The sequence below is a fragment of the Enterococcus sp. S86.2 genome (assembly GCF_059834485.2).
Map to the genome: position 1 here is coordinate 773,072 of NZ_CM206813.1, position 12,401 is coordinate 785,472.

The window sequence follows — 12,401 nt, forward strand, 5'->3', positions numbered from 1 at the left end:
AATAAAAAAATATGTCAGCCAAAATGACGTTGTTTTCAATCAAAGTTAGAAATATTTTTCCTTGATTTTGCTTGAAATGATATTTATCTAAAATTAAATAACAATTAGAAAATGATGAAAGAGGCGCCCCGCCTCTTTTTTTCTTTGTAAAAAAACACGCAAGCGCTTAAAACAGTTGATGAATCACCATTTGGCTAAACTTTGCCCCCTATAAAATCCTCTGATATGATTAATTTAGGTTAGAAATCCAAAAAAAAATGATGAAGTCTAGCTAAAAGAAAGAGGGAGGGAAACAAAATGAAACACAAATCGAAGTTGTTTGGACTGTTGGCAATTATTACGATGTTAGTACCATTGTTTGTTGGCGGAATTGTTGGAGGGGCTGCAGAGGCGACCGGGACTGCTGATAATGAACCTGGTACAATTAATATGGTTCTCCACAAAAAAGAATTTGATACAATGCCAGATTCAAAGGCAAATACTGGTGAATTAATGAATAATTTTGGCGGTAAGGGTTTAAATGGCGCTGGTTTTACGGCATTTAATATCACCGATTTTGTTTATGGCTTAATTAAAGATGGTGAAGTTTCTGATGCAGCTGCAGCTATCGCAAAAGCACAAGCAGTTGCTGCAGGAATCGAAAAAGGTTCTAGCACAACAATTGGTGCAAAAGACTATAAAAAATATACTGACATGGGAGCGGAAGCTAAGGCTGAAGTTACTACTGCCGAAGTCGACGGTGAAGATGGAATTGCGAAATTTAATGACTTAGCATACAAAACTAATGACAAGCATAGCGTGTATATGTTTATTGAAACAACAATTCCAGATAATGTGGGCACACATGCAGCTCCATTAATTGTTTCACTACCATTGACAAATAGTGCTGGTAAATATTTAACAACTGCACATTTGTATCCAAAAGATGTAACATTTACAGATGGCAAGCACTTAGATACAGATGGATTGACTGAAGTTGATCTTACAGATGCTGACAAAACAAACCATATCTATGGGACTGAAGTAGGAAAAGTTCACGACTTTACTATTAACTTCACTATTCCAGCTAAAATCAAAGATAAAACTTCATATGGTTTTACTGATACACCAAGTAAAGGGTTAGAATTAGTTGTACCAGAGGGTGACAGCGACATTAATGGCGCAGTGACGATTACCCCGTCAGAAGGTGGTCCTGGACTAGTTGCAGGCACTCACTATACAATTACTGCAAATACTAACGATGGTGGCTTTACCGTTGACTTTAAAGTTGATCAAGCTGTTGTACAAGCATTAGCAGGCAAATCCTTTACTGCTTCTTACCAAATGGTAGTAACAGACGAAGCAGAAGAATATCAAAAGTTTGGAAATAAAGCAACTGTGACAGTTGGGGACAAAAATTATTCTTATGAGACACCAAAATTAATTTATGGTGGCCATACATTTGTTAAGCAAGATAAAAACACAAAAGCAAAATTAGCTGGTGCTAAATTTGTTATTACTAAACATGGAGAGGATACAACTAAAGCTTTAAAATTCACAAAAAAAGATGGCAAATATGTATTAGCTGCAAATGGCGCTACTGAATTAGAAACAGATGCAAATGGTGTGATTAATGTAGAAGGTTTAGATTATGGCGAGTATGACTTGCACGAAACAGCTGCGCCTAATGAGTATATTAAATTAGATGCTCCTGTACAATTTACAATCGCTCCTAATACAGCTGAAGGTGCAACAACGTTAATTCCATCAAAAACTGTAGATAACGTTAAAAAAGGTCTTTTACCTTCAACTGGTGGCACTGGTATCATCGCATTCCTAGCAGTAGGTGTGGCATTGATGGCAGGTGCATTCATCTGGTACCGCAAATCTAAAGTGAACGAAGAAGTATAAAATTTAATACTTGAAAAAGGAAAGCTGCGGCTTTCCTTTTTTTTCGTAAAAAGCCTTGCTGCGAGATTCTGGCAAAAATATGAGGCAAATTGAATTGATATTTTTTTTTAATTTTGTGACTAACAGATAGATCTATCATTTTTTGTTATTAAAAAAACTTTGTGAATTTGTTTTGCTATCAAAATAACTTGCGAGGATGTCTGTGGCATGATACACTGACTATGTGAAAAAACGAACAAAGGAGCCAATCATGGTCGAAGATAGTAAGTTAAAACAGATTCCTAAGGCAACAGCGAAACGTTTGCCTTTATATTTACGCTATTTAAATATGTTACAAGACTCCGGTATTAAACGAATTAAATCAAAAGAATTTGCAGAGATCACACAAGTTCCTTCTGCTACTATTCGACGCGATTTTTCCCATTTAGGGGAATTGGGTCGAAGTGGTTATGGCTATGATGTTAGTTATTTGATTGAGGTTTTTAATAGTATTTTAGATACCAATGAAGAAAAAAGAATTGCTTTAGTTGGCTTTGGGAATCTAGGGAAAGCATTAGCAAACAACAATTTTCGGCGTAATAGTAATTTGAATATTGTTGCCGTTTTTGATAATAATCCAGATTTAGTCGGAAAAGTGATTGATGGTCATGAAATTTACAGTATGGCCGAATTTGATACAATTGCAAAGGAAAAGTGTGTGACGGTTGCAATTTCGACTGTGCCAAGTCAGTTCTCGCAAGAAGCAGTAAATGTGATTGTAAAAGCGGGGATTACGGCGATTTTAAATTTTGCACCAGACCGCGTGGACGTACCAGGAAATGTGCATGTGCAATACATCGACTTAACGACAGAATTACAGACGTTGATTTTCTTTGACCAAACGTATCAAGATAAAACAGCGGTGGCAAATAGTTAAGCAGTATCTTTGGTTTTTTACCGATCCTTATCTATACTGAATGTAGCAAGATATTTAACAACATCAGTAAAAGGAGAAGATAAAATGGAATTAACAAAAAAAGGCCAACCCGTAACATTACCCGGTGAACAACCAGCCGTTGGTGAAAAAGCGCCAGCTTTTACTTTAGCAGACTTGCAAGATGTTAAACATACGGTTACCGATTTTTTAGATAAACCAACAATTTTAAGTGTTGTGCCAGATATTGATACCCGTGTTTGCGCTATTCAAACCAAACGTTTTAATATGGAAGCAAGCCAAATAAAAGAGCTTAATTTTGCCACTATTTCAAATAATACCAAAGTAGAACAAGCTGCTTGGTGTGGGCAAGAAGGTGTAGATATGTTAATGCTTCATGATCCGGATAATACGATGGATGAAAACTATCATTTATTAATTCCAGCAACCAATCACTATGCCCGCGTTATTTTTGTTTTGGATAAAGAAGGCGTGATTCAATATCGGGAAATTGTACCAGAAATTAGTCAAGAGCCAGATTATGAAAAAGCGCTAGCAGCGGCGAAAAGTTTAATTTAAAAATTCTGATTTGACACTTGGTATGCTTCATTGTAGAATAAGCCCAGACGTTGAACAAGAGGAGTAGTAGAAGACTGCGTTTGAGAGAGGAAATCACAGCTGAGAGATTTCCACGTAAGTTTTGCGAAGGTAGCTTGGGAGTCTTTGATTGGAAATTTTAGTAAAATCAAACGTTTCGTGACCGTTAACTCACGCTTAAGAGGTAGAGTGATCTACAAATTAGGTGGTACCGCGTAAATTTACGTCCTAAGATGCTTGGCATCTTAGGACTTTTTTTATTGTTAAACAGATTTAAGTTTTAAGAATAATTTTTATTGGTTTATTAAAGTAGCAAGGATTCATTTTATAGCGAAGATGTTTTAGCATGAAAAATTATTTTTCATGCGAGAAATCAAGCGCGGAATTTTTATTGTTTAGTTTACAGGCGGTTGAGATTAAAGTTTTGATTTGCAAAGGCTAGTTAATTTTTAAAATTTAAGGGGGCAAAAAAATGTCTGATAATTTATCAACAAAGTATAATCCACAAGAAGTGGAAGCAGGCCGTTATCAAAAATGGTTGGACGAAGATTTATTTAAACCAAGTGGGGATAAAAAAGCAAAACCTTATTCTATTGTGATCCCACCACCAAATGTTACCGGAAAATTACACTTAGGTCATGCTTGGGATACAACCTTGCAAGATATGATTATTCGCCAAAAACGGATGCAAGGTTTTGATACGTTATGGCTACCAGGAATGGATCATGCCGGTATTGCAACGCAGGCCAAAGTAGAAGAAAAATTGCGGGAACAAGGAATCTCTCGTTATGATTTAGGTCGGGAAAAATTTATTGATAACGTTTGGGAATGGAAAGATGAATATGCCGATCATATTCGTGAGCAATGGGCTAAAATGGGTCTTTCTTTAGATTATTCTCGGGAACGTTTTACTTTAGATGAAGGGTTGTCAGAAGCAGTCCGCAAAGTTTTTGTTACCTTATACGAAAAAGATCTGATTTATCGTGGTGAATATATTATCAACTGGGACCCGCAAGCCCGCACTGCCTTATCAGATATTGAAGTGATTCATAAAGATATTGAAGGTGCTTTTTATCATATGACGTATCCTTTAAGTGATGGAACAGGTGAATTGGAAATTGCGACAACCCGTCCTGAAACTATGTTAGGAGACACTGCGGTTGCGGTTCACCCAGAAGATGAGCGGTACCAACAATATATTGGCAAAACCGTTATTTTGCCATTAGTGAATAAAGAAATTCCAATTATCGCCGATGAATATGTTGACCGTGAATTTGGAACTGGGGTTGTAAAAATTACGCCAGCTCATGATCCCAATGACTTTGAAGTAGGAAATCGTCACGACTTGCCACGGGTAAATGTCATGAACGATGACGGGACGATGAATGATTTAGCAGGAAAATATGCTGGTATGGATCGTTTTGCTGCTCGAAAATTAATCGTTTCAGATTTAGAAGAAATCGGTCGCTTGGTTAAAATTGAAAAAATGAACCATAATGTTGGGCATTCAGAACGGACCGGCGTAGTGGTGGAACCCCGCTTATCAACACAATGGTTTGTGAAGATGGCACCTCTTGCCAAAGAAGCAATTGAAAACCAAACAACAGAAGATGCCGTTGAATTTTACCCACCACGCTTTAATCAAACATTCTTGCGTTGGATGGATAATGTTCATGACTGGGTAATTTCGCGCCAATTGTGGTGGGGACATCAAATCCCAGCCTGGTATCACAAAGAAACCGGAGAAATGTATGTCGGTATGCAAGAACCTAGCGATAGTGAAAACTGGGTTCAAGATCCAGATGTATTGGACACGTGGTTCTCTTCTGCTTTGTGGCCATTTTCAACTATGGGTTGGCCTAATACAGATAGTGAAGATTACAAGCGCTATTTCCCAACCAATACATTAGTTACCGGATATGATATTATCTTTTTCTGGGTTAGCCGGATGATTTTCCAAAGTTTGGAATTTACTGGTGAACGTCCATTTAACAACGTTTTAATTCATGGGCTAATTCGGGATGAACAAGGGCGGAAGATGAGTAAGTCGCTTGGTAACGGGATTGATCCAATGGATGTCATTGACAAATATGGGGCAGATGCCTTGCGTTGGTTCTTATCCAATGGTTCTGCTCCTGGTCAAGATGTGCGTTTTAGTTATGAAAAAATGGATGCTGCCTGGAATTTTATCAATAAAATTTGGAATGCTGCTCGTTTTGTTTTGATGAATGTCGAAGGTATGACCGCTGCAGATATTAATCTAAATGGGGAAAAAACAGTGGCAGACCGCTGGATTTTAACCCGTTTAAATGAGACAGTTGAAAAAGTAACCGACTTGTTTGATCGCTTTGAATTTGGTGAAGCTGGTCGTCAATTATACAATTTCATTTGGGATGATTTCTGTGATTGGTATATTGAAATGAGTAAAGAAGTTTTATACGGAGAAGATGAAAGTTCTAAACAAATGAACAAGAGTATTTTGGTCTACACACTAGATCAAATCTTGCGTTTGTTGCACCCAATCATGCCATTTGTAACAGAAGAGATTTGGAGCAAATTGCCTCATGAAGGAACGTCACTAGTAACAGCAGCTTATCCAGTTGTTCAACCAGAATTTAACGATGCAGCAGCTGTAAAAGGCATGGAATTCTTAATTGAATTGATTCGTGCGGTACGAAATATTCGTGCCGAGGTGAATACACCATTATCTAAACCAATTACTTTGTTAATTCATACCACAGATGCTGAAATTGATGAATTTCTAGTTGCTAATAAAAACTATATTGAACGCTTCTGCAACCCAGAAGAGTTGGTGATCTCAGGAGAAGTTGACGCACCAGAACTTGCGATGTCTGCTGTTTTAACGGGTGCAAAAATCTACTTGCCACTAACAGGTCTAATCAATATTGATGAAGAATTGCAACGTTTAGAAAAAGAATTGTCAAAATGGAACAATGAAGTAAAACGCGTCCAAGGTAAACTTGCTAACGAACGTTTTGTTTCAAATGCTCCTGAGGCTGTCGTAGCAGAAGAGCGGGCCAAAGAAGCCGATTATTTAGATAAACAAAAGGCAGTTAGTGAACGAATTGAACAATTGCGGACGATTAAGTAAAGCACTTGGTATTATCAAGCTAAATTAGAAATGAGTGTTTTGTTTTAGCAATAAAAAAGCTAAGGTGATTTTTATACCTATTTGAATAAATCGCTTATTTTTAAAAGAACGAAAAATATGGCGTCAAATAAATAAGAGAGTAAGGGCACAGGTCCTTACTCTCTTTTTATCGAGATTAAAAAAGGAATAGCACTATGGTTAATGAAAGTTCAGTGATGAAATTAGACAAAATAAGTGTCTGGTGATGCAATGGTTTAGTTGTAAAAATGTGAGATGAAACTAAGCTGTATTTTCTAATGGCAACGATTTGTTTTTTTCTTTACCTAGGAGTTTGTTATAATGAAGCGGTGAGGTGGGAAAAATGGTAGAAACGGGAAGTAAAGCAATTGAATGGATTCACAGTCGCAGACCCTTTGGCCAAAGACCAGGGTTAGAGCGCGTTAAAGCATTATTAGCTTTAGTTGATCATCCTGAAAAAAAAGTACCAACAATTCATATTGCCGGTACCAATGGGAAAGGTTCAACTGTTAGCTATTTAAAAGAAATGTTACAAGAAGCAGGGATTGTCGTTGGCACTTTCACGTCACCTTATATTGAAAGTTTCCACGAAAGAATTGCCATTAATGGCAAATTTATCACGGATGAAGAATTGGTCACATTGGTAAATAAGTACCAACCATTAGTTGAAAAATTAGATCAGCAAGAAGCGGTTAGCGGCATTACGGAATTTGAAGTATTAACAGCGCTGGCTTTGGATTACTTTGTCGGTAAAGTCGATGTTGCAATTATTGAAGTAGGTCTAGGCGGATTGTTAGATTCTACCAATATCGTGGAGCCGATGTTGACTGGGATAACGACGATTGGTTATGACCATACCGAAATTCTAGGAGACACCTTAGAGGAGATTGCAGCGCAAAAAGCCGGGATTATTAAACCAAACATTCCAGTTGTAACGGGGAATATTGCAGATAATGCATTAGGTGTCATTATAGATACCGCCACAAAAAATAATGCCGAAATTTATCGCTTTGGTAAAGAATACGAGGTCACTTATTTGCATCCAGATGATAATTGGGGCGAATGGTTTGATTTTCGTAATCAAAACGGAAAATTAAAAAATTTAAAAACAGCGCTAATTGGACGTCATCAGCCGGAAAATGCGGGGGTTGCAATTCAGTTATTTGAATTGTATTGTGCATTAAACAAGATTAATTGGCAGGAAAAAGAAATTAAAAAAGCTTTGCAACAGACGTTTTGGCCAGCTCGCATGGAGCGACTTAGCTCAGAACCATTAATTATTTTAGATGGTGCACATAATACCCATGCTATGAAGCGCTTAGTTGAATCCATGCAAGATGAATTCAAAGGTCGCAAATTGCATATTTTGTTTTCAGCTTTAGAGACAAAAAATGTCACTGAAATGCTACAAGAATTACTAAAACTAAAAAATGGTCATATTTATTTAACGACATTTGATTACCCCAGAGCAATCAAATTAGATGATGATTTTGTCAATATTGATGATAAGCGGGTGTCGATTGTTTCTTTATGGCAATTTGGTTTGGCCGAGATTTTAGAAAAAATGGATGATGAATCGTTGTTACTTGTAACTGGCTCATTGTATTTTGTTTCAGAGGTAAGAAGCTTATTGCTAGAAATGGGAGGCGCACATGCAAGTTAAAGGTGTTATCTTTGATATGGACGGATTAATTTTTGATACGGAGCAACTTTATTATGCCGGTGCCCAAAAAGCGGCAGATAAATTTGGCATTCCCTATGATAAAGACTTGTATCTAGATTTACTCGGCATTTCAGATGAAGAGGTAATAAAACGTTATCACGAAATGTTTGATCACAAATTCGGTAAAACACAAGTGTCAGATTTTATTGCAGCTTCCTATGAGAATACGAAAATGATGTTTGCTAGTGGTCAGGCGGTTTTAAAACCGGGGGTCATGGAGCTGTTAGCTTATCTGCAAGCGGCAAAAATAGACTGGATCATCGCTTCTAGTAATCAACGTAAAGTAATCGATGAATTATTGTTTCGAGCCGATTTAAGCAAGCATTTTCCTAAGATTGTCTCGTGTGAAGATGTACTGCGGGCTAAACCTGATCCGGCAATTTTTTTAGCAGCACAAGCTATTCTAGGGACCAAAAAGGCAGAAACGCTAGTTTTAGAAGATTCACAAAATGGCGTTTTAGCCGCATTTCAAGCGAATATTCCGGTAATTATGATCCCGGATTTACTTCCTCCAGATGAAGTGTTAGCAGCAAAGACACGCGCTGTTTTACCTTCTTTACATGAAGTAAAAAACTATCTAAGTTAAAAATGAATGACAACTCCTTTGCGTATCTTATTTAAAAGAGTGCAAAGGAGTTTTTTGATGGGGAAAAAAGTATTACCACTTAGTATGCGTCCACGAGAACGTTTAAAGGAAAAAGGAGCAAAAGTGCTTTCAGAACAAGAATTATTAGCTATTATTTTGCGAACAGGTTATAAAGGAGCTACTGCAGGTGAGCTCGCTGCAGAAATATTGCATTACTTTGGTGATTTATATCAATTTAAAAGAGCAGAACTACAGGAATTAACTAAAATTTCAGGAATTGGAGAAGCAAAGGCAGCAGAATTACTGGCTGCAATTGAATTGGGACAGCGAATAGGAAAAGCGTCATGTCCTAAAATCGGACATGTTTCTTCAAGTTATGAATTGGGTTGTATGTTAGCCGAGGAGATGAAAGATTACGAGCAGGAACATTTATTGTGTATTTATTTAAATACAAAAAATCAAATTTTACAAAAAAAGACAATTTTTATTGGCTCGTTAAATCAATCGATTGCCCATCCCCGTGAGATTTTTAAAATAGCAGTGAAAATTGCTGCTGCCCGGATAGTGATTTGCCACAATCATCCTTCTGGTAGTCCAACCCCTTCTCATAATGATATCGTTTTTACTAAAAGACTAAAGGAATGTGGTGAAATGATGGGAATTGAATTATTGGATCATTTGGTGATTGGTGGTAGCGAATACATTAGCTTGCGGGAAGAAGGTTTATGGAATTAGCAGGCTTGCAAAAAAAATCGGGCAAGTGTAAAATATTAGTGTAATTTTGTTTAGCGGTTTAGCGATAGAAGTTGAAACATTTGGGTCACCTCTATTCTTTGCCAACAACGTTACACATCAATTCGTGCAAAGCACAAGGAGGTTTTCACCCATGGAACATGGTACAGTAAAATGGTTTAACGCAGAAAAAGGTTTTGGCTTCATTTCACGTGAAGATGGCAGCGATGTATTCGTACATTTCTCTGCAATCCAAGGCGACGGTTTCAAAACTTTAGAAGAAGGTCAAGCAGTGACTTTCGACGTTGAAGAATCAGACCGCGGTCCTCAAGCTACTAACGTAGAAAAAGCCTAAACTATTTTTAAATAGGCATTTTATCCTCAGAATTTATTCTGAGGATTTTTTTATTTAATAATGGTGAGTTGGAGCGCTTATTTTAAGGCTAAATAAAAATACCCCAGTACTAAAAGAAGAATAAGCTGTGTTAAGCTTTGCTCTTTCTTTTGTACTGGGATATTTTAAATATTAAACTGTGCCGTAGTCGTTACTTTAAATTAATTTTCCGGTGTCATAATCATGGATAAAATCATCGGATGACGCTCGGTTTTTTCAAATAAATAAGGTTGCAAAGCATTCGACATTGCTTCTCTTAATTTGAACTCATTACAATCAGGCTGATTCATGGCTTCTCTTAAGGCTTTGAAAAGCAGTGTTTGACCTTCGTTAATCATTTCACCGGATTCCCGCATATAAACAAAACCGCGGGATAAAATATCTGGACCAGCTAAAATTTCTTTTTTAGCAAGATCAACCGTTGCAACGGCTAAAACTAATCCTTCTTCTGATAAGATATGGCGATCGCGCAAGACAACATTTCCGATATCACCGATACCACTACCGTCAACATAGACATCTCCAGCGTTGAAATGACCACAAATTCGGGCACTGTCTGCAGTTAAAGCTAGCATATCACCATTTTCCATTAAGAAACAATTTTCTTTTGGTACGCCAGTATCTTGAGCCAATTGCGTATGGATTTTTAACATCCGATATTCCCCATGAATAGGCATGAAGTATTTTGGCTTCATTAAACGTAACATTAATTTTTGTTCTTCTTGGCCGCCATGACCAGAAGTATGAATGTTGTTGATTTTACCATGAATTACTTCTGCGCCAGCTTCCATCAACAAGTTGATTAAGTGGTTAACACTCGTTGTATTTCCTGGAATTGGTGAACTTGAAAAAATCACGGTATCCTCTGGCTGAATTTGAATTTGTCGGTGAGTACCATTGGCAATGCGACTTAAAGCTGCCATGGGTTCACCTTGGGAGCCGGTACATAAAATTAAAACTTCATTTGCTGGCAAGCGATTAACTTCATGGGCATCAATAAAAGTGCCATCGGGAACTTTTATATAGCCTAATTTCTGACCGTTAATCATGGCATTTTCCATACTCCGACCAAAGACTGCAATTTTGCGTCCGGTTGCAACGGCAGCATCAGCAGCTTGTTGCAGTCGAAAAATGTTGGAAGCAAAAGAGGCAAAAATGATTCGTCCTTCAATTTTTTCAAAGATTTTTAAAATTGACGTACCAATAATTTTCTCTGATTTGGTAAAAGTTGGAATTTCCGCATTGGTACTATCAGATAAAAGGCATAAAACGCCTTCTTCCCCAATTCGTGCCATTTTGTGCAAGTTTGCAGGTTCTCCTACGGGTGTAAAGTCAAACTTAAAATCACCCGTTTGAACGATATTACCAGATGGTGTTTTCACCACAATCCCTAAAGCATCTGGAATGCTATGTGTCGTGCGGAAAAAACTAACGGAAGTTTTACGGAAACGAATGATCGTATCTTCATTAATTTCATGAAGTTTGGCATCACGCAGTAGTCCGTGTTCATCCAATTTGTTGGTAATTAAAGCTAAAGCAAGTGGGCCAGCGTATATTGGAATATTGGCTTGGCGCAATAAGTAGGGGATTCCCCCAATATGGTCTTCGTGACCGTGAGTAATTACAAGGGCTTTAACTTTTGGCAAGTTTTGCACGATGTAACTATAATCGGAAATGACATAGTCAATTCCAAGTAATTCATCTTCTGGAAATTTGATCCCAGCGTCAATGATGATGATTTCATCTTGGAATTGTACCCCATAACAGTTTTTTCCAATCTCACCGAGACCACCGATTCCGAAGACGCCGGTTTCGTTGTTCTTCAAAGAGACTTTCATTTTAAAACTCCGTCAATTTGAAGTCGGCATTTTCTTTTTCATAAGCTAAATGATTTTCGTCTAGCCCTTGAATAAATTCGATGTTGTATGGGGTATGTTCTTCAACTAATGCGCGGGCAGTGACTTCATCGGCTGCCTCTACGTAAATCGATAGGGTTTGTTCTCTTTTTGGATTGCGTACTTTTGTTTCTTGATAATAAATTTTGTAGATCATCTGTTTGACTCCTTTATTATTAATTAAACGGTATAAAAATGGCATCTAAATGATGGCAAATACGAGAATTATGGCAATCAAAAAATAAGGGAGCAACTTTTGAAAAAAATTTTTGCATAGATAAAGCAAATAACTTTTTATTGTCAGCAAATTCTCCGCTAAATTTTGGATGCTTTTTGAAAATCAGCTGATTTTCAAAAAGAGAAAGTCTCGTCTTTACTTTCCGCTTATTTTTTAATTCAACCGTTCCTTTGGCGTTTTTTGCGCCCAATTACTGATATTTTAGCATAGATTTTTCAATAAGTATAGAAAAGGCAAAGGGCATAAAGGGGTTACATTCAGTAAATTTCTGCTGATTTTATCTACAATTAAAAATTTCACTGT

The 12,401-nt window shown here is 37.2% G+C and carries 11 protein-coding genes and 1 other annotated feature; of the genes, 8 read left to right on the forward strand and 3 right to left on the reverse strand.

Going from position 1 to position 12,401, the window contains the following annotated elements:
- Positions 1–297: 297 nt before the first annotated feature.
- The 8 genes from AC6R0T_RS03480 (at position 298) to AC6R0T_RS03515 (ending at position 9,926) form a co-directional block, all read left to right on the forward strand.
- A complete protein-coding gene (locus AC6R0T_RS03480; RefSeq protein ID WP_303753366.1) occupies positions 298–1,890 on the forward strand; it encodes a SpaH/EbpB family LPXTG-anchored major pilin in 1,593 nt (530 codons plus the stop codon).
- 250 nt (positions 1,891–2,140) lie between these two features.
- Positions 2,141–2,806 (forward strand): redox-sensing transcriptional repressor Rex, encoded by a 666-nt coding sequence (locus AC6R0T_RS03485; RefSeq protein ID WP_206904304.1) that lies wholly within the window; start codon positions 2,141–2,143, stop codon positions 2,804–2,806.
- 84 nt (positions 2,807–2,890) lie between these two features.
- Positions 2,891–3,382: a thiol peroxidase gene (gene tpx / locus AC6R0T_RS03490; protein ID WP_282461477.1), complete on the forward strand. Its 492-nt coding sequence runs from the start codon at positions 2,891–2,893 to the stop codon at positions 3,380–3,382.
- A gap of 41 nt (positions 3,383–3,423) precedes the next feature.
- Positions 3,424–3,634: a binding site (T-box leader), on the forward strand.
- A 238-nt stretch (positions 3,635–3,872) separates the two neighbouring features.
- Complete coding sequence (locus tag AC6R0T_RS03495) at positions 3,873–6,512, forward strand: valine--tRNA ligase (RefSeq protein ID WP_303753365.1); 2,640 nt, start codon at positions 3,873–3,875, stop codon at positions 6,510–6,512.
- Between the two features lie 361 nt (positions 6,513–6,873).
- Positions 6,874–8,193, forward strand: coding sequence for a bifunctional folylpolyglutamate synthase/dihydrofolate synthase (locus tag AC6R0T_RS03500; protein WP_303753364.1), 1,320 nt, complete (start codon positions 6,874–6,876; stop codon positions 8,191–8,193).
- Complete coding sequence (locus AC6R0T_RS03505; protein ID WP_303753363.1) at positions 8,183–8,839, forward strand: HAD family hydrolase; 657 nt, start codon at positions 8,183–8,185, stop codon at positions 8,837–8,839. Before AC6R0T_RS03500 ends, AC6R0T_RS03505 begins: the two co-directional genes overlap by 11 nt.
- A gap of 57 nt (positions 8,840–8,896) precedes the next feature.
- Entirely contained in the window at positions 8,897–9,574 is a 678-nt protein-coding gene (gene radC, locus AC6R0T_RS03510) for a RadC family protein (RefSeq protein ID WP_206904289.1), read from the forward strand.
- Between the two features lie 151 nt (positions 9,575–9,725).
- Positions 9,726–9,926: a cold-shock protein gene (locus AC6R0T_RS03515; protein WP_016172708.1), complete on the forward strand. Its 201-nt coding sequence runs from the start codon at positions 9,726–9,728 to the stop codon at positions 9,924–9,926.
- Positions 9,927–10,126: 200 nt separating this feature from the next.
- Here AC6R0T_RS03515 and rnjA read toward each other — a convergent pair whose 3' ends face one another.
- Genes rnjA through AC6R0T_RS03530 form a run of 3 tightly spaced genes read right to left on the reverse strand, consistent with a single transcriptional unit; the run spans position 10,127 to position 12,288 of the window.
- A complete protein-coding gene (gene rnjA / locus AC6R0T_RS03520; protein WP_206904288.1) occupies positions 10,127–11,803 on the reverse strand; it encodes a ribonuclease J1 in 1,677 nt (558 codons plus the stop codon).
- Between the two features lies 1 nt (position 11,804).
- On the reverse strand, positions 11,805–12,017 hold the full coding sequence (gene rpoY, locus AC6R0T_RS03525) for a DNA-directed RNA polymerase subunit epsilon (protein WP_206904283.1): 213 nt from the start codon (positions 12,015–12,017) through the stop codon (positions 11,805–11,807).
- A gap of 19 nt (positions 12,018–12,036) precedes the next feature.
- Complete coding sequence (locus tag AC6R0T_RS03530; RefSeq protein ID WP_206904280.1) at positions 12,037–12,288, reverse strand: hypothetical protein; 252 nt, start codon at positions 12,286–12,288, stop codon at positions 12,037–12,039.
- Positions 12,289–12,401 lie beyond the last annotated feature (113 nt).

Bases quoted from the DNA above. Each gene is read 5' to 3' on its own strand.
- AC6R0T_RS03480 (WP_303753366.1), top strand. From the start codon at position 298: ATGAAACACAAATCGAAGTTGTTTGGACTGTTGGCAATTATTACGATG.
- AC6R0T_RS03485 (WP_206904304.1), top strand. From the start codon at position 2,141: ATGGTCGAAGATAGTAAGTTAAAACAGATTCCTAAGGCAACAGCGAAA.
- tpx (WP_282461477.1), top strand. From the start codon at position 2,891: ATGGAATTAACAAAAAAAGGCCAACCCGTAACATTACCCGGTGAACAA.
- AC6R0T_RS03495 (WP_303753365.1), top strand. From the start codon at position 3,873: ATGTCTGATAATTTATCAACAAAGTATAATCCACAAGAAGTGGAAGCA.
- AC6R0T_RS03500 (WP_303753364.1), top strand. From the start codon at position 6,874: ATGGTAGAAACGGGAAGTAAAGCAATTGAATGGATTCACAGTCGCAGA.
- AC6R0T_RS03505 (WP_303753363.1), top strand. From the start codon at position 8,183: ATGCAAGTTAAAGGTGTTATCTTTGATATGGACGGATTAATTTTTGAT.
- radC (WP_206904289.1), top strand. From the start codon at position 8,897: ATGGGGAAAAAAGTATTACCACTTAGTATGCGTCCACGAGAACGTTTA.
- AC6R0T_RS03515 (WP_016172708.1), top strand. From the start codon at position 9,726: ATGGAACATGGTACAGTAAAATGGTTTAACGCAGAAAAAGGTTTTGGC.
- rnjA (WP_206904288.1), bottom strand. From the start codon at position 11,803: ATGAAAGTCTCTTTGAAGAACAACGAAACCGGCGTCTTCGGAATCGGT.
- rpoY (WP_206904283.1), bottom strand. From the start codon at position 12,017: ATGATCTACAAAATTTATTATCAAGAAACAAAAGTACGCAATCCAAAA.